At 65.8% G+C, this 18395-nt stretch carries 14 protein-coding genes; 3 read left to right on the top strand and 11 right to left on the bottom strand.

Annotated elements, in window-relative coordinates; all coding sequences use genetic code 11:
• Positions 1 to 70: 70 nt before the first annotated feature.
• Positions 71 to 2263, top strand: coding sequence for a lytic transglycosylase domain-containing protein (locus PKE71_RS03275; protein ID WP_271185526.1), 2193 nt, complete (start codon positions 71 to 73; stop codon positions 2261 to 2263).
• A 46-nt stretch (positions 2264 to 2309) separates the two neighbouring features.
• Here PKE71_RS03275 and PKE71_RS03270 read toward each other — a convergent pair whose 3' ends face one another.
• Positions 2310 to 3299, bottom strand: a complete 990-nt coding sequence (locus PKE71_RS03270) for a threonine ammonia-lyase (RefSeq protein ID WP_271185525.1) — start codon at positions 3297 to 3299, stop codon at positions 2310 to 2312.
• A gap of 165 nt (positions 3300 to 3464) precedes the next feature.
• Here PKE71_RS03270 and PKE71_RS03265 point away from each other — a divergent pair, with 165 nt between their 5' ends.
• Both PKE71_RS03265 and PKE71_RS03260 read left to right on the top strand, forming a co-directional pair.
• A complete protein-coding gene (locus PKE71_RS03265) occupies positions 3465 to 5108 on the top strand; it encodes a long-chain-fatty-acid--CoA ligase (protein WP_271185524.1) in 1644 nt (547 codons plus the stop codon).
• Between the two features lie 189 nt (positions 5109 to 5297).
• Entirely contained in the window at positions 5298 to 5504 is a 207-nt protein-coding gene (locus tag PKE71_RS03260) for a superinfection immunity protein (RefSeq protein WP_271185523.1), read from the top strand.
• Positions 5505 to 5849: 345 nt separating this feature from the next.
• Here the strand turns inward: PKE71_RS03260 and PKE71_RS03255 are convergent, their stop codons facing one another.
• The 10 genes from PKE71_RS03255 to hutI form a co-directional block, all read right to left on the bottom strand.
• Positions 5850 to 6524, bottom strand: a complete 675-nt coding sequence (locus PKE71_RS03255) for a nitroreductase family protein (RefSeq protein WP_271185522.1) — start codon at positions 6522 to 6524, stop codon at positions 5850 to 5852.
• 2 nt (positions 6525 to 6526) lie between these two features.
• Positions 6527 to 7555, bottom strand: a complete 1029-nt coding sequence (gene tdh / locus PKE71_RS03250) for an L-threonine 3-dehydrogenase (protein WP_271185521.1) — start codon at positions 7553 to 7555, stop codon at positions 6527 to 6529.
• A gap of 19 nt (positions 7556 to 7574) precedes the next feature.
• Positions 7575 to 8420: a hypothetical protein gene (locus tag PKE71_RS03245; protein WP_271185520.1), complete on the bottom strand. Its 846-nt coding sequence runs from the start codon at positions 8418 to 8420 to the stop codon at positions 7575 to 7577.
• Positions 8421 to 8656: 236 nt separating this feature from the next.
• Entirely contained in the window at positions 8657 to 9766 is a 1110-nt protein-coding gene (locus PKE71_RS03240; protein WP_271185519.1) for an NAD(P)/FAD-dependent oxidoreductase, read from the bottom strand.
• Between the two features lie 142 nt (positions 9767 to 9908).
• Complete coding sequence (locus PKE71_RS03235; RefSeq protein ID WP_271185518.1) at positions 9909 to 11087, bottom strand: hypothetical protein; 1179 nt, start codon at positions 11085 to 11087, stop codon at positions 9909 to 9911.
• Between the two features lie 184 nt (positions 11088 to 11271).
• On the bottom strand, positions 11272 to 12474 hold the full coding sequence (locus PKE71_RS03230) for a glycine C-acetyltransferase (protein WP_271185517.1): 1203 nt from the start codon (positions 12472 to 12474) through the stop codon (positions 11272 to 11274).
• 437 nt (positions 12475 to 12911) lie between these two features.
• Positions 12912 to 14579 carry a urocanate hydratase gene (gene hutU / locus PKE71_RS03225; protein WP_271185516.1) on the bottom strand — a complete coding sequence of 556 codons (1668 nt, stop codon included), beginning with the start codon at positions 14577 to 14579 and terminating at the stop codon, positions 12912 to 12914.
• Between the two features lie 273 nt (positions 14580 to 14852).
• Positions 14853 to 15665 (bottom strand): N-formylglutamate deformylase, encoded by an 813-nt coding sequence (gene hutG / locus PKE71_RS03220; RefSeq protein ID WP_271185515.1) that lies wholly within the window; start codon positions 15663 to 15665, stop codon positions 14853 to 14855.
• A complete protein-coding gene (hutH, locus tag PKE71_RS03215; protein WP_271185514.1) occupies positions 15666 to 17195 on the bottom strand; it encodes a histidine ammonia-lyase in 1530 nt (509 codons plus the stop codon).
• Complete coding sequence (gene hutI / locus PKE71_RS03210) at positions 17186 to 18394, bottom strand: imidazolonepropionase (RefSeq protein ID WP_271185513.1); 1209 nt, start codon at positions 18392 to 18394, stop codon at positions 17186 to 17188. Before hutI ends, hutH begins: the two co-directional genes overlap by 10 nt.
• Between the last annotated feature and the right edge of the window lies 1 nt (position 18395).

Here is an 18395-nt window from a genome sequence, read left to right as displayed (position 1 = left end):
AGTCTGGACAGTGAGCCGGTCTTGCAGCGATGATGTCATGCCCAATCGGTCAGAAAGTGTCCTACGATCCATGATCGCTCGTTGCCTTTCCGCGCTGGCACTCATTGCCCTTGCCGTGCCGGCCTCTGCCCAGATTCCCACGCCGCGCATGCGGCCGGATCCGGTGAATTTCTCGCAATACCTCTCGGACGCCGATTTCACGCGCTTCCAGCGCGGTCTCGACGCCGCGGACGACGAGGACTGGATGCGCGTGCGCGAGATCCGCGACGAACTCACCGACACTTCGGCCCGCGACATCCTGCTCTGGCGCATCGCCCTGGGCGATGCCCGGGCGAGCTTCCTCGAGCTCGACATGGCCCTGAACGAGCTGGACAACTGGCCGCGCGACAGCTTCATCCGCTCGGAAGCCGAATCCAAGATCGATGAAAGCGGCATGACCGCGCCCTTCATCATCACCTGGTTCGAGAACAATCCGCCGACCACCGGCCGCGGTGCGGTCGAATATGCCGAAGCGCTGATCGAGACCGGCCGCATCGAGGAAGGCGAAGCCCTGCTGCGCGAGACCTGGCGCCATGAATTCCTGCCGCTTTCGGTGCAGAGCGAGACCTATCAGGCCCATCGCGATCTCTTCACAGAAGACGATCACATGGCGCGCATCGACTATCTGATCTGGTCGAACCAGCGCACCGCAGCCCGCCGGGTCCTGCCGCTGCTGTCGGGCAATAATCACGACCTGGCCGATGCCCGCCTGCGCCTCGCCGGCCGCCAGAGCGGTGTCGATCGCGCTGTCGACCGCGTGCCCGCCTCGCTGTCGAACGATGCCGGACTGGTGTTCGAGCGCGCCCGCTGGCGCCGCCGCGCGGGCCTGACCGACACGACGCTGCCGCTGCTGCTGCAACTGCCGGACAGCTACGGCAATACCGATGCGCTGGAACTGATGTGGACCGAGCGCAAGCTCATGATCCTCAACCTTGTGCGCGATCGTGACTACGAGACGGCATACGCCCTCGCCCGTGCCCATGGCATGAGCGAAGGCGCCGATTTCGCCGATGCCGAATTCGTCGCCGGCTGGCTTGCCCTGGTTCACCTGGACCGCCCGGAAGAGGCCCTCGCCCACTTCACGCATCTTCGCGACAATGTCTCGACACCCGTTTCGCACTCGCGCGGCTCCTACTGGATGGCGCGCGCCGCCGATGCGCTCGGCCGCCACGAGGAAGCCGCGGCCTATTATGCCGAGGCCGGCGAGCACTCGACCGCCTTCTATGGCCAGCTCGCCCTGGCGCAATTGCCGGACGCGTCCGGTGGCGGCGTCATGGCGCTCGAGCGTGAACCGGAGCCGGACGAAGCGACCCGGGTTCGCTTTGAGGCGCGGCCGCTGGTGCGGGCGATGCGGCTTCTGGCCGAGCAGGATGAGGAATATTATTTCCGCCTGCTCTCCTACCGGCTGGACGATCAGCTGACCGATCCGGCCGAGTCCGTGCTGCTGGCCCGCCTGGCGAGCGAATATCTCTACATGCGCCAGTCGGTGCGCGCGGCGAAGGCGGCCCGCCAGCGCGGCATCATCCTGCCGCAAAGCGCCTATCCCACGATCACCCTGCCCCGGAGCGCAGCGCTGCGTCCCGAGGACGCCCTGACCCACTCGATCATCCGCCAGGAGACCGAGTTCGGACAGCACGCGGTGTCCGGCGCCGGTGCCCGCGGCATGATGCAGATGATGCCTGCGACGGCGCGGCAGACAGCGCGCCAGGTGGGCGTGCCGTATCGCTTCAGCTGGCTGACCGACGATCTGGACTATAATCTTACCCTCGGCATGCATCACCTGGCCGATGTGGTGGAGGATTTCGACGGGTCCTATGTGCTGGCGCTGGCGGCCTACAATGCCGGCGCCCACCGCGCCCGCCGCTGGATCCAGGACTATGGCGATCCGCGCGATCCGGATGTCGATCCGGTCGACTGGGTGGAAAGCATCCCCTTCTCCGAGACCCGCAATTACGTCCAGCGCGTGATGGAGAATCTGCAGGTCTACCGGTCGCGTCTCGATGACGATGCGGCCGTGCCGCTGCTGATCGAGGAAGACCTGCGCCGCGGTTCCGAACCGGTCCTGATCTTCACGGACGAGGCGGGCATGGCCCGGCCGGTGAATGTGGAGACGGATGAACTCGAACCCGGTGAAGCCGGTCTTGATGACGAGGGCTCCGAACCCGGCGACGAGCCCGGTTTCGAGGACGAGAATTACGAGCAGGCCGACGAGTCGGATCGTTAGGCAGATGCTTGCAGGTAAAGGCCGGCGCCGCGGCGCCGGCTGTTGCCTAGAGGCTTTCCAGGGCGCGGGCGAACATGGCGCGGTCGACATTGCCGCCGCTGGCAATGACGCAAACCGTCTTGCCGCGCGTCTCGACGCGGCCGGTCAGCACCGCCGCCAGGGCCACCGCACCGCCGGGCTCGACCACGATCTTCAGATGCCGCCAGGCAAAGGCGACAGCGGCCAGGGCTTCGTCATCGCTGACGGCCGCACCGCCGGCCAGCTGGCCGGAATTGATCGACCAGGTCAGCTCGCCCGGTGTCGGCGTGATGATCGCGTCGCAGACCGAGCCCGTCAGCCGCTCGTTGATTTCGCGCCGGCCGCTGGCGAGCGAGCGGCGGAAATCGTCGAACCCGACCGGTTCGGCCGCCCACACCCGGGCTGCCGGGTGGTGATGCAGCATCGCCAAGCCGGTGCCGGCAATCAGACCGCCACCGCCAGCCGGACAGATCACGACATCCGGCACAGCCCCGGCTTCGGCCATCTGTTCGCTGGCTTCCAGCGCGGCGGTGCCCTGGCCGGCGATGATGAAGGGGTCTTCATAGGGCGGCACCAGGACGCGGCCCTCGGCCTCGGCAATGGCGCGGCCCATCTCCTCGCGATTCTGGGTGCCGCGATCGTATTCCACGACCTCGCCGCCCCAGAACTTCACCCCCTCGACCTTCGAGCGCGGCGCGTCGGCCGGCATCAGGATCTTGGCCGTCGTGCCGTTGATCCGCGCCGCCGCCGCAACGCCCTGGGCGTGATTGCCCGAGGAGTAGGCCATGACACCGCGCGTCTTTTCGTCTGCATTCATGCGCGAAATGCGGTTGAACGCGCCGCGGAACTTGAACGATCCCGTGCGCTGCAGGCATTCCGCCTTCACGAACACCCGGGCGCCGGTGCGCTCGTCCAGCACGTCATTGCGCAACAAGGGGGTGCGGACCGCATGCCCCGCCAGGCGTTCCGCTGCGTCGGCGATATCGGAATAGGATGGCGGGTTCAGCGGGCTGGACATCGGAATTCTCCCGGTATGATACGCAGATTTGGCTGGCGAAAGCCGCCTGGACCCCATAGGCAATTCACATCGATTGAGCAAAGGGATTGCGCCGCGGCCCGGGAATTCGTTTGATGGGAAAAACACCACAACAACGCAACGGTTGACCAGTTAAGGGGAGAGAGCATGACATTCCGCGCACACATGATGGATTGTCCGTTGATGATTTCGGACATTCTTGTCCACGCGGCCAAATGCCATGGCGGCCAGGAGATCGTGACACGCCTGCCGGAGACGGGCGAGATTCATCGCGAGACCTATGCCGAAGCACATACGCGTACAAAACAGCTGGCGAATGCACTCAGGAAGAAGCTGAAGATTCGCGAGGGCGACCGGGTCGCCACCATCGCCTGGAATTCGCATCGCCATTTCGAGCTCTATTACGGCATTTCCGGCATGGGCGCCGTGGTGCACACGGTCAATCCGCGTCTCGATCCCAAGCAGATCGTGTGGATGCTCGAGCACGCCCAGGCCAAGGCGGTCTTTTTCGACAAGCAGTTCGCACCGATCGTCGACGGCATCTCGAAGATGTGCAAGTCGGTGAAGAACTGGGTGCTGATGACCGACAAGTCGCACGCCGACGCCGTCAAGACCAAGTGCAAGACCTATGAGGAACTGATCGCCGAACAATCGTCCGATTTCGACTGGCCGGTGTTCGACGAGTATACCGCGGCCGGCCTGTGCTACACGTCCGGCACGACAGGCGATCCCAAGGGCGTCCTTTATTCGCACCGCTCCAACGTGCTGCACGCCATGGCCTGCTCGGCCTCGGACGTGATCGGCGTCGGCGCGCGCGGCACGTTGCTGCCGGTGGTGCCGATGTTCCACGTCAATGCCTGGGGCATTCCCTATGCCGCCCCGATGAACGGCGCGAAGCTGGTCATGCCCGGCGCGCAGATGGACGGGAAGAGCATTCACGAGCTGATCGAGGGCGAGAAGGTCAATTATGTCGCCGGCGTGCCGACGGTGTGGCTGGGCCTGCTCAACTATCTCGAACAGGAAGGCAAGCGCATCGACTCGATCGAGCGCGTGCTGATCGGCGGCTCGGCCCTGCCCGAAGCGCTGCTGCGCGCCTATGAGGACAAGTATGACGTCGTCATGCAGCAGGGCTGGGGCATGACCGAGATGAGCCCGCTGGGTACGGTCAATGCCTCCCTGCCCAAGCATGACGCGCTGGACCGCGAAGAGCAGATCAAGATCAAGCTCAAACAGGGCCGCCTCGTCTTCGGCGTCGGCATGCGTATCGTCGACGATGAAGGCAAGGAACTGCCCTGGGACGGCAAGTCCTCCGGCCATGTGCAGGTGCGCGGTCCGTGGATCGCTTCGGCCTATTATCGCGGCGCCGGTGCCGACAGCTTCACCGAGGATGGCTGGTTCAGGACCGGCGATGTCGCCTATCTCGACGGCGATGGCTACATGACCATCACCGACCGCTCCAAGGACGTGATCAAGACCGGCGGGGAATGGATTTCCTCGATCGATCTGGAGAACGCCGCCATGGGCCATCCGGATGTCGCCATGGCGGCGGCCGTGGGCATGCCGCACCCGAAATGGCAGGAACGCCCGCTGCTCGTCGTCCAGCCCAAGCCGGGCATCACGCCGGACGCCGGATCGATCCTGGACTATCTGCGCGGCCAGGTGCCCAAATGGTGGGTGCCGGATGCGGTGGAGTTCATCGACGAGATGCCGATCGGCGCCACCGGCAAGATACTCAAGACCAAGCTGCGGGAAATCTACAAGGACTACGAATTCCCGACGGTCGACGCCTGACCGGTCGCCGTACCGATACAACAGCGCATGCGGCGCCCGCTCCGGGAAACGGGGCGGGCGTTCGCATGTAAGGGCCAGCCCGCCGGCAGGCGGGACGAAAATCCGTCCAATCCCTCCTTCCCCGCTATTGCGCTCCGCCGGAGGCGCTCATACATTCATATCGAAATTCGATATGAAGTGGAAACGGAGATGGAGATCGTCATGATGGGTGGAGCGGAGTTCGGCATCATCGCCTTGCTGCTGATGTTCCTGCCGACGCTGATCGCGCTCTTGCGGGGTCACGACAACACCTTTGCGATCTTCCTCACCAACCTGCTTCTGGGCTGGACGGTGATCGGCTGGGTGGTCGCACTGATCTGGTCCTTCACGGCAATCCGCCGGCGCATGCGGGCCTAGGGTTCCCCCAACCCCGAACGGGAAACCGGTTCCCTCACTCCCGGTTTCCCTGGCAAAAGCGCCCCGATCAGATAACGGTTGGTCGGCAAATCTGGCGCCCGGATCCTCCCCCGATCCGGGCGCTCTGTTTTTTTTGGGTTCGCGGGTCGGCAGTCATGCCGCCAGATTCCCGTCAATCCACAAGGCATTTTTCCCGGCTGGATGTCCCGCGCAGGCGGGACGTATGGCCGGGGCCGACCGAAGAGATACCGGGCTCATCGCTCGTCCTCTGGGTCCCGGATCTCCACCCGGCACAAGGCCGGGCTTCCGTCCGGGAAAAAGTGCGTGTTGTCTGGAGGAGAAAACTCACAACCAGGTCGTGATCTCGTCCAGGGATTTTTTCACCAGCGCGTGTTCCGGCACGGTCGCGCCTTCGGCGGGATAGCCGCCGACGATCAGCATGTAGGGCTTTTCGGTCACCGGGCGCTCGCAGACCTCGTTGAGGAAGCGCATCGGATTGGGCGTGTGGGTGAGCGTCACCAGGCCCGCCTCGTGCAGGGCCGCCAGCAGGAAGCCGCAGGCGATGCCGACGCTTTCGTTGATGTAATAATTCTTCTTGTCCTGGCCCACGCGCTCGCCGCCGCGCTTCTGGGCGAAGACAGCGATCAGCACGGGCGCGGTCTCGAGAAACGGCTTGTCGGCATCCGTACCCAGCGGCGCGAGTGCCTCGAGCCATTCCTCCGACGCCTTGCCGGCATAGAAGGCCCGCTCCTCCGCCTCCGCCGCCTCGCGCAACGCCTTGCGGCGCCCGGAATCGGTCAGCACCACGAAATGCCAGGGCTGGTGATTGGCCCCGGACGGCGCCGAACCGGCGGCCAGGATGGCCTGTTCGACGATCGCGCGATCGACCGGACGGTCCGAATAATCGCGCACCGTACGGCGTCGGCGGAGATTTTCCGTGAAGGCCGCAACCCGGGACGACATGTCCTCGGGCGCGTATTCGACGAACCCTTCCAGCGGAACGCGTTTCTCGGCACCCATGATCAGCTCCAGTCCAGCACCACCTTGCCCGACTTGCCCGCCCGCATGGCGTCGAAGCCCTTCTGGAACTCGTCGGCGGAATAGCGGTGGGTGATGATGCGCGAGACGTCCAGACCGCTTTCGAGCATGGCGATCATCTTGTACCAGGTCTCGAACATCTCGCGGCCATAGACGCCCTTCAGCGTGATGGCCTTGAGGACGAGCTGGCCGAAATCCACCTCGATCGGCTTGGACGGCAGGCCGAGCATCGCGATCTTGCCGCCCATCACCATATTGTTGAGCATCGAGCCGAAAGCCTGCGGCGCGCCGGACATTTCCAGGCCGACATCGAAGCCTTCCGTCATCTTCAGCGCCTTGCGCACATCGCGCAGGTCTTCCTTCGAGACATCGACCGTGCGGATATTCGGCGCGACCTGGCTGGCCAGGTGGAGGCGGTGCGTATTGATGTCGGTCAGCACGACATGGCGCGCACCGACATGGCGGGCGATGGCCGCCGCCATGATGCCGATCGGTCCGGCACCGGTGATCAGCACATCCTCGCCGATCAGATCGAACTGCAGCGCCGTGTGCACGGCATTACCCAGCGGGTCGAGAATGGCGCCCATCTCGTCGGGCACGTCTTCCGGCAGCGGTACGACATTGAAGGCCGGCAGTTTCATGTACTCGGCAAAGGCGCCGGGGATGTTCACACCGACACCGCGCGTGTCGGGATCGAGGTGGAAGCGCCCCGCCCGCGCCGCGCGCGAAGTGGCGCCGACGACATGGCCTTCGCCGGAGACGCGCTGGCCCACTTTCACGCGGGTCACATTGCCGCCGACCTCGACGATCTCGCCGGCATATTCATGGCCGACCACCATCGGCGTGGGCACATTCTTCGCCGCCCAGTCATCCCAGTTATAGATGTGGATGTCGGTACCGCAGATGGCGGTCTTGGTGATGCGGATCAGCACATCATCCGGGCCGATCTTGGGCATCGGCACATCGTCCATCCAGATGCCTTCTTCCGGCTTGGCCTTGACCAGGGCTTTCATGGCTTTTCCTCGACCTTTGCTAGCGGGTGCCCTTCTTGCGGGACCCTTCGGGCTTGGCGAGAAAATACATCACCGCGGCGGCGGGAAAAGTGAGCATGAATGGAATGAGCAGTATGCTCATGATTTCCGCGACATGGCCATTCGAACCGGTCAGCCAGGTCAGACAGATGGCAAAGGCGGCCAATGCGGGCGGCACCGCCAGCCAGCGCCGCCACTCATGCCAGACCGGACGTCCGGAAAACCATAACAGGGCCGAAAGCAGCACCGCATAGGTCGCCATCAGCGCCCATTTGATCCAGGTGTCCTCGCGCAGGAATTCGATCCGGATCGGCAGGAAGCTGTCGAACACGAAGGAGGCCAGTTCCAGCGCCGGCGGGGCATTCTCGAACACCTCGTCCGACAGGCAGTCGCGCAGGACCGGGTCCCCGTCCTGATCGTCCGGCACGGTCTGGGCGTTGCAATGCGGGTTCTCGATCTCGTCGAGAATATCGTCGATCGTGGCGTTTTCCTGCCAGTCCGCAACGATGGTCGCCACGGCCAGGCCGACGCCGAGAACGGCGAAGATATTGCCCCGCATCGCCATGCCCAGGAAGAGGCAGGCGGCCATGCCCGCATAGGCGACGGGGAAGAAGACATCGATGAACTGCACGTGCCGGATGTAGTCGCGCATCTCCGCGCCGGCCTCGCCCTGCAGGAAGTCGAGATGCGCCACCTGCGTGGCGAATTCCAGGGCCAGGATGGGGGTGCTGAAACCGGAATGCAGCGGCACGGCCGGTTCCGGCGGTGTGCCGAAGGCCAGTGTCAGCAGGGTCGTTGCCAGCGCAAACAGGATGCAAAGCCCGAAGGCCCAACGCGATGGTGTCATGTCAGCCTCCCCTTCCCCGGCAGGATTTGGGCATGATCGGCGCGCCGCGACAAGGCAAAGAATGGTCCTTCCCCTTTGATGGGGAAGGTGGGCCGCCGCGCAGCGCCGGGCCGGAAGGGGTGAACCCCGGCGCCGGGTCGTCAAGCGCATAACCGGCAGCGCCTCGCCCCCACCCCATCCACCAGGCCTGCGGCGCGGTCCCCCTGCCCCATCAAGGGGCAGGACATGTCAGCGTGCTACCCCGCCAGCATCCCCGCAACATGCTCGCCGATCGCCAGCGAGCCTGTCAGCCCCGGGCTTTCGATGCCGAACAGCGTGACCAGGCCTTTCAGCCCGTGCTGCCCGGCGCCATCAATGCGCCAGTCGGGATGGGGCTCGCCCGGCCCGTGCAGTTTGGGGCGGATACCGGCATAATCGGGCACCAGGGCACCATCGGGCAGGTCCGGCCAGAAACGGCGGATCGTGGCGTAGAAGGCCTCGCCGCGGGCCGGGTCGACGCTGTAATCCTCGTTCGCGACAAACTCCAGGTCCGGCCCGAACCGCGCCTGCCCGCCCAGATCGCGGCGGTAATGCGTGCCCAGCGCGCCGGGAATGGGCAGCGGGTAGACGAGATGCCGGAACGGCGCTCTGCCGGCCATGGTGAAATAGACGCCCTTGCCCAGATGCAGCGGCGGGATGGCGTCGGCCGGATAGGTTTCCACCGTGCCGGCGGCCGCCTGGGCATCCAGACCGGCCGCGATCACCAGATGACGCGCCGTGACCTCGGTTGCATGATCGCCGCCCGTGCGGATCGCAAAGCCGCCGCCCTCCAGAGGCCGCGCACCGGCGAACGGCGTGTTGACGGCAATCGCCCCGCCCCGGGCGGAAATCTCGCCGGCCAGCGCGTCCATATAGCCATGGGCATCCATCACACCGCTGGTCTGCGAGAGCAGCGCTGCCTCGGCCCGCAGCCCGGGCTCCAGTGCCCGCGCTTCCGCGCCGGTGAGGCGTTGCATGCCCTCCACACCGTTTGCCTCAGCCTGGTCGAGGATCGCGTCCAGCCGCTCGATCTCGTGCGGCTCGGTCGCCACGACCAGCTTGCCGCACATCTCATGCGCCACATGATGGCTGGCGAGGAAGTCATACAGCTTGCGGCGCCCCTCGACGCACAGCCGCGCCTTCAGCGAACCTGAAGGATAGTAGAGCCCGCCATGGATCACCTCGGAATTGCGCGAGGAGACGCCCTGCCCGATCGCCCGTCCCTTCTCCAGCACGATCGTCTCGAAACCGCGCTGCACCAGGGCATAGGCACAGGCCAGCCCGACAGCCCCGGCCCCGATGATGATGGCGTCCGTATCGTGGGTCATGTCCTCTCGCCTCCCGCTGCGAAGGCCATGATCGGTGTTCCCGGCGACCGCGTAAATGGCCGGGCGTGACCGGCATCAGGCAAAGAAAAAGGCCGCCCCGCTCTTGCGCAGGGCGGCCTCATTCCTTTGCCGACGCGGGCGGTCAGCCTTCGGCGGCGCTGACCGGCGGGAAGATGCGGCCGAGGGGGCCGTCCTGCGGGATGGGCAGAAGCAGGAGCCGGCGCACCGGGTTCCACGCCGCGCCCAGCAGGACAACAATCCCGCCCAGCACCAGCAGCGTCACGGCGACAACCACGCCGGCACCCAGATCGGTCGAATTGACGATGACGCCGATCGACACGCCCGCGGTCACCAGGCCGGAGACGATCAGCGCGCGCCGGTTGATCAGCAGCGAGACCAGCGCAAACAGGCCGATCACCACCAGGGCTGTCACGGCGAGGCGCATCGCCTCGGCACTATCTGTCGCCAGGGCTGCAAACAAATTGATCGCGTCAGGATTCGCGAAATCGCTCTCGCCGAGCGTGAGGCCGACCTGCGCCATGTTGAGCACCGCGCCCAGCAGGATCGGGGCGGCAAAGAAATGCAGCCAGAAGGCCGTGCCGGACAGGCGCGTTTCGCGGCCCGGGTCGCGAGCATCGAACATGATCCCCGCCAGCAGCAGGGCAGCACCGGCGGCGACATTGATCGTCGGCATCCAGACAATGGCCGTATAGGGCTCGATGACGAGCAGGGTCAGCACGGCCGTCATCACCGTGCCGGCGCCGACCAGACCGCCGGCAAACGGCAGGCGATAGACGCGGTAATAGGCGATCATCGGCAGCACGAAGGCGAGGCCGAACACGACCGGCATGACGCGCACGGAAAGCGGGATCTGCGACACCACCGCCATCACCGCGTCGCGGCCGAAGGCCATGTTTTCGGCGCTCTCGCTGCCCAGCTCGAAACTGCTTTCGGAAATGCCCGTGACGTGGATCAGGAACTGGGCATAGCCCCAGACCAGCACGATGGCTGTCGCGACACCGAACACACCCGACAGCACGATGCCGGGCAGGATGCGGCGCTGCTTGCCGACCAGCAGGGCGGACAGGAACCAGGCGAACACGGCGATACCGCCGATCAGCGCCATCAATATGTTCTGCCAGGCCTGGCTGCCCTCGGCCATGTCGAGCCCGGCCATCACCTGGCCGGCGCCGGCGCCGAGCCCGCCCAGCAGGATCAGCACGCCGAGCGTGGTGAAGATGTCGTGGAAATTATTGAGGAAGGGCAGCATCTCGTCGGAAGGACGAGCGCTGCTGGCGCGCATTTCGCTGGTATCCGTCATATCGGTCCCCTGTGTCACCGTTACCCGTGTGATGCCCCCAAGCGATCATTCGGATGCAGAACTTCGCCGCAAGGGCGAAACTGCCGGACAATACTAGCGCCATTCGGGCAAAGGGGCAGCGGGAAACCGATGGCGCCCGTCCCGCAGTACGGTGCTTTCTTCCCCACTCGCGTGGGGAGGAACGTCAGATCACGCCCATCGCCTTGCCCACCTTGGTGAAGGCGGCGACGGCGCGGTCGATCATCTCCGGCGTGTGGGCGGCGGACATCTGGGTGCGGATGCGGGCCTTGCCCTTGGGCACCACCGGATAGAAGAAGCCGATCACATAAACGCCCTCATCCATCAGTTTCGCCGCCATTTCCTGGGCCAGTTTCGCATCGCCCAGCATCACCGGAATGATCGGATGCTCGCCCGGCAGGAGGTCGAAACCGGCCTCGCTCATGCCGGCGCGGAAGCGCTTGGCATTGTCGAACAGGCGCGCGCGCAGATCGTCGCCTTCGGCCACCATATCCAGCGCCTTCAGCGATGCGCCTGCAATGGCCGGCGCCAGCGAATTGGAGAAGAGATAGGGCCGCGAGCGCTGGCGCAACATGTCGACGATTTCCTTGCGCGCCGCGGTGAAGCCGCCCATCGCCCCGCCCAGCGCCTTGCCCAGCGTGCCGGTGATGATGTCGATCTCGCCGAAAACGCCGCAATGTTCCGGCGTGCCGCGCCCCTTCGCGCCCATGAAGCCGTGCGCGTGGCAATCGTCCACCATGGTCAGCGCGTCATACTGTTTCGCCAGCCGCACGATCTCCGGCAGATTGGCGATATAGCCGTCCATGGAAAACACGCCGTCGGTGACGATCAGTATGTGGCGCGCGCCGTCGGCCCGGGCCTGTTTCAGCTGGGTCTCCAGATCGGCCATGTCCGAATTGGCGTAGCGATAGCGCTTCGCCTTGCACAGGCGCACACCGTCGATGATCGAGGCGTGGTTGAGCGCGTCGGAGATGATCGCATCCTCCGGCCCCAGCAGCGGTTCGAACACGCCGCCATTCGCGTCGAAGGCGGCGGCGTAGAGGATGGCGTCCTCGCAGCCGGTGAATTCGGCGATCTTCGCCTCCAGCTGCTTGTGCAGGTCCTGCGTGCCGCAGATGAAGCGCACCGAGGCCACGCCGAAACCATGACTGTCCAGGGTCGCCTTGGCGGCCTCGATCAGTTCCGGCCGGTTGGCCAGGCCGAGATAGTTGTTGGCGCAGAAATTGATGACATGGCTCTCATCGCCATTCGCCCGCACATCGATCTCGGAGAATTGCTGCGAGGTGATGATCCGCTCACGCTTGTAGAGCCCGTCCGCCTCGATATTTTCCAGCTCGGCACGAAGATCGGCAAAAAAGGCGTCGGACATGGCGGGGCTCCTCGGGGATTCGTTGCCATGTTTCTATTGCTCCCGATTTCCATTGTCATCCCGGCGCAACGCCACCTCTCTCCCGCCGGGGAGAGGTCCGAGCGCAGCGAGGGGTAAGGGGCGCGCGTCAGCGGAGCGGGGGACAGGCGGCTTTTCCATCGAGCAGACGGCGCTTACCGTCCCGGTCTACGGGTCGTCACCCTGATGAAAGTCAGGGCCCAGATCACAAAGCGGGATCGTGCCAATCAGGTTCCGACCGAGTTCTGCGATCTGGGTTCCGGCTTTCGCCGGAATGACGATGGTGGAGGCGGGATTATTCTACCACTTCCCCCGGACGTGTTCCGGGGTCTGGCGTTGTCGACAACTTCGCACCACGGCCCGCGCCGCCAGGCCCCGGAATTCGCTCCGCTCCTCCGGGGAAAGCAGCTGCGAAAGTCCTACACCACGCTCGGCAGATCCAGCCCCTGCTCCCGCGCGCAATCCTTCGCGATCTCGTACCCGGCATCCGCATGGCGCATCACGCCGGTGCCAGGATCGTTCCACAGGACGCGGCCGACGCGTTTGGCAGCTTCCGGTGTGCCGTCGGCCATGACGACCTGGCCGGAGTGCAGGGAATAGCCCATGCCGACCCCGCCGCCATGATGCAGCGAGACCCAGGTGGCGCCGGAGGCGGTGTTGAGCAGCGCGTTGAGGAGCGGCCAGTCGGCGACGGCGTCGGACCCGTCCATCATGCCTTCGGTTTCCCGGTTGGGGCTGGCGACCGAGCCTGAATCGAGGTGATCGCGGCCGATCACGACGGGCGCCGAAAGCTCGCCCTTCGCCACCATCTCGTTGAAGGCGAGGCCCAGCTTGTGCCGTTCGCCCAGCCCGACCCAGCAGATCCGCGCCGGCAGGCCCTGGAACCGGATGCGCTCGCGCGCCATGTCGAGCCAGCGATGCAGGTGCGGGTTGTCCGGGATGAGTTCCTTCACCTTTGCGTCGGTCTTGTAGATATCCTCCGGATCGCCCGACAGCGCCGCCCAGCGGAAGGGGCCGATGCCGCGGCAGAAGAGCGGGCGGATATAGGCCGGCACGAAACCGGGGAAATCGAAGGCGTTCGCAACGCCCTCATCCTGGGCCATCTGGCGGATATTATTGCCATAGTCGAGCGTCGGGATGCCCATCTCCCAGAAGTCGAGCATCGCCTTTACCTGCACGGCCATCGAGGCCTTGGCGGCTTTTTCGACGGCAGCGGGATCGCTCTCGCGCTTCTCGTCCCATTCGGCCAGGCTCCAGCCGGCGGGCAGATAGCCATTGACCGGGTCGTGCGCCGAGGTCTGGTCGGTGACCATGTCCGGCTTGATGCCGCGCTTCACCAGCTCCGGGAACACCTCGGCCGCATTGCCCAGCAGGCCGACCGAGACGGCTTCCTTCTTCGCCACGGCGTCGTTGATGATGTCCATCGCCTCGTCGAGCGTGTCGGCCCTGCGGTCCAGATAGCCGGTCTTCAGGCGCATCTCGATCCGGCTCGGCTGGCATTCCACGGCCAGCATGGAGGCGCCCGCCATGGTCGCGGCCAGCGGCTGGGCGCCGCCCATCCCGCCCAGGCCGCCGGTCAGGATCCAGCGGCCGGCCAGATCGCCGTCATAATGCTGGCGCCCGGCTTCGACGAAGGTCTCGTACGTGCCCTGAACGATGCCCTGCGAGCCGATATAGATCCAGGACCCGGCCGTCATCTGGCCGTACATCATGAGCCCCTTCCTATCGAGCTCGCGGAAATGGTCCCAGTTTGCCCAGTGGGGCACGAGATTGGAGTTGGCGATCAGCACGCGCGGCGCGTCCTTGTGGGTGCGGAACACGCCCACCGGCTTGCCGGACTGGACCAGCAGCGTCTCGTCTTCCTTCAACCGTTTCAGGGTCGCAACGATCCGGTCGAAACTCTCCCAGTCGCGCGCGGCCCGGCCGATCCCGCCATAGACGACCAGTTCTTCCGGCTTCTCGGCCACTTCGGGGTCGAGATTGTTCATCAGCATGCGCAGCGGCGCCTCGGCCGCCCAGTGGGTGGCGTCGAGTTCACTGCCATGCCTGGCGCGGATGATGCGGGAATTGTCGCGGCGGGTATTCATAAGAGACTTTCCTTCAAAACGGGCCGTGGCGAATAAAGCGCGATAGCGGAGCGCCATCCTCCCCCTTGATGGGGGAGGAGGACCGCAGCTCTGCTGCGGTGGAGGGGGTGGGGGCGAGGTTTCTGCAAGCTATCGAGCACCGGGATTCACCCCTTCCGACCCAGCGCTGCGCGCTGGGCCACCTTCCCCATCAAGGGGAAGGATGACGCGCTCGCACCGTTTCGCTTGCCTTTCACCCATCGGAGAACATTCTTGCCCACAGCCCGGCGCCAACTACTTCACCTCTCCGGAATAGAGCATCGCGGCCGCCTTCAGGGCCGCCTTCATTGTGTCCTTGAGCGCCAGGCGCAGCCTGCCCGCCTTGTCTTCGCTGAATGTCCAGGGCTCGCCCTCGTCCATGTAGGCCGACTGGGCGAGTTCCATCTGCAGGGCATGCACGTTGAGCCCCGGGCGGCCATAGGCGCGCGTGATCCAGCCGCCCTTGAAACGGCCATTGACGATCGAGGCATAATCCTCGTGATCCATCATCGCCTTCACCGCCCAGCGCTCGATGGTCCGGTCACAGCTCTCCCCGCCATTCGTGCCCAGATTGAGATCCGGCAGCACGCCCTCGAACAGGCGCGGCACTTCATCGAGGATGGAATGGGCGTCCCACAGCACGACATAGCCGTGCTCCATGCGCACCTTGACGATCATCTCGGTCAGGGCGCGGTGGTAGGGATCGTAATAATCCGTGCGGCGCCGCTCGATCTCGTCCTCGTCCGGTTCCTCGCCCGGCCGGTAGACCGGCGATCCGTCGAACAGCGTTGTCGGCACCAGTTCCGTCGTCGCCTGGCCGGGATAGAGCGAGGCGCCTGTCGGGTCGCGATTGAGATCGATGACATAGCGCGAATGGGTGGCGCGGATCATGCTGGCGCCGAGCTCGCCGAGAAAATCGTAGAGCTCCGGCACATGCCAGTCCGTGTCCGGCAGGCCGCGTGCCGCCTCGGTCATCCGCTCGGCCATCCCGTCGGGCAGATGGGTTCCCGAATGCGGCATGGACACGATCAGCGGCGAGCTTCCGCGTTTCTCGAAGAAGACGTTCATCTAGGCAATCCCGGGCAATTCACCCGCTGCCGCGACGAGCCCCCTGCCCGTCACCAGGCGACGGGCGCTGGCGATATCGGGCGCAAAATAGCGGTCGTCGCCGTAGGCGGGAACCGCCTCGCGCAAACATCCCCGCACGGCCTCGAGCCGCGGCGATGAGGTCAGCCCGTCGTGGAACTCCATCCCCTGCACGGCGGACAACGTCTCGATCGCCACCACATTGTGCAGGTTCTCCGCCATTTTCAGGAGGCGGAAGGCGCCATGCGTCGCCATGGAGACATGGTCTTCCTGGTTGGCCGAGGTGGGAATGCTGTCGACCGAGGCCGGATACGCCTTCTGCTTGTTCTCCGAGACCAGCGCCGCGGCCGTGACATGGGCGATCATGAAGCCGGAATTGATGCCCGGATTGGGCGTCAGGAAGGCTGGCAGGCCGGAAACGGCCGGATCGGTCAAAAGCGCGATGCGGCGCTCGCAGATCGAGCCGATCTCGCAGGCGGCCATGGCGATCTGGTCGGCCGCGAAGGCGACCGGTTCGGCGTGGAAATTGCCGCCGGAGATGGCTTCGCCGGTATCGGTGAAGACCAGCGGATTGTCGGTGACGGCATTGGCTTCGCGTTCCAGCACCTGGCCGGCCTGGCGCAGAAGGTCCAGCACCGCGCCCATCACCTGCGGCTGGCAGCGCAGGCAGTACGGATCCTGGATCTTGTCGCAATTCTCGTGGCTGGCGAGGATGCCCGATCCCTCGAGCAAATCGCGCAAGCTCTGCGCCACATCGATCTGGCCGGGATGGCCGCGCAGCTGGTGGATGCGCGGATCGAAAGGCGCGACCGAGCCCTTGGCCGCCTCGACCGACAGTGCGCCGGACAGCAGCGCCGCCTGGAAACCGCTTTCCACCTCGAACAGGCCGGCCAGTGCCAGCGCTGTCGAAGCCTGCGTCCCGTTCAAGAGCGCCAGTCCCTCCTTGGGGCCCAGCCGGACCGGTTCCAGCCCGGCCTTTTTCAGCGCGTCCGCGGCCGGCAGGCGCTCGCCCTGGTACGTCGCCTCACCCGCCCCGATCAGGGCGGCAGACATGTGGGCCAGCGGCGCGAGATCGCCGGAGGCCCCGACCGAGCCCTGGGACGGGATCACCGGCAGCACGCCCGTGTCCAGCATCGCCTGGATCGCCACGATCGTCGTCCAGCGCACGCCGGAAGCACCGCGGGCCAGCGAGGCCATCTTCAGGGCCAGGATCAGGCGCACGACCGGTTCGGGCAGCGCATCGCCGACGCCGGCAGCATGCGACAGCACCAGCCTTTCCTGCAGCGTGGCCAGTTCCTCATTGGCGATGCGGGTCTGGGCCAGCTTGCCGAAACCGGTATTGAGCCCGTAGACCGCCCGGCCCGAGGCGATGAGGTCGTCGACAGTCTGCGCCGCGGCATCGACATCCGGCTTTGCGGCCGGGTCGATCGTCACGCCGGCACCGCGCCAGATTGCGGCCCAGTCGGCCAGGATCATCCTGCCGGGGGTTACGGTCACCGAACTCACAGCCATTCTCCTCCCAGGATACGGCCATGCAGGGGCCGTTTTCCGATCCATTGAACCAGTTCCGCCGGACGCTCGATGTCCCAGACGGCGAGATCCGCCATCTTGCCGGCCTCGATCGTGCCGATCTCGCCGGCCAGACCCAGCGCCCGGGCGCCCTCACGGGTAATGCCCGCGATCGCCTCCTCCACGGTCAGGTGGAAGAGCGTGCAGGCCATGTTGGCGGCCGTCAGCAGCGAGACGAGCGGCGAGGTGCCCGGATTGGCGTCGGTCGCCACGGCCATCGGCACACCGGCCGCGCGCATCGCCTCGACCGGCGGTCTTTGCGTTTCGCGCAGGGCATAGAAGGCGCCGGGCAGCAGCACGCCCACCGTGCCCGCCTTGCCCATCGCGGCAATGCCCGCCTCATTCGTGTATTCGATATGGTCCGCCGACAGGCCGCCGAACTCGGCGACCAGCTGGCCGCCGCCGGTATCGGAGAGCTGGTCGGCATGCAGCTTCACCGGCAGGCCGGCCGCCTTGGCGGCGATGAACAGACGGCGCGTCTCTTCCGGCGTGAAGGCAATGCCCTCGCAATAGGCATCGACCGCATCGGCCAGCCCTGTCCGTGCGGCCTCGCGCACCAGCGGGATGCAGACCTCGTCGATATAGGCGCCCGGGCGGCCCTCATACTCCACCGGCACGGTGTGCGCCGCCAGCAGGGTCGCGGAAATGCGCATGCCCGAGGCCAGACCAACCCCGCGCGCCGCCTTCAGCTGCGCCAGTTCGCTGTCGTGGGTGAGGCCATAGCCCGACTTGATCTCGACCGTGCCGGCGCCTTCCAGCGCGTAGGCATCGAGCCGCGACAGCGCTCCGGCGGCCAGCTCGGCCGCACCGGCCTTGCGCGTCGCCTCGACGGTCTTGCGGATCCCGCCGCCGGCGCGGGCAATGGCGGCATAATCCTCGCCCGCCAGCTTGCGCTCATACTCGTCCGAGCGGTCGCCGGCGAAGACGAGATGGGTGTGGCAATCGACCAGGGCCGGCGTGATCCAGCGCCCGTCCATATTCTCGGTGACGGCAGCTTCGCCCGGCACCTCGGCCACAGGGCCCGCCCAGGCGATCCGCTCGCCGGAAATCCCGATCGCGCCGTCCTCGATGGCGCCATAAGCGGTGCCGCCGGGCACCATTGTCGCCAGGCGCGCATTCGTGAGAAGACGGTCGAATTGCATG

This window comes from Maricaulis virginensis, assembly GCF_027922185.1.
GTDB classification, from domain to species: domain Bacteria; phylum Pseudomonadota; class Alphaproteobacteria; order Caulobacterales; family Maricaulaceae; genus Maricaulis; species Maricaulis virginensis.
The sequence above is the reverse complement of the archived record's forward strand: the minus strand, read 5'-3'. Positions and strand labels throughout refer to the sequence as shown.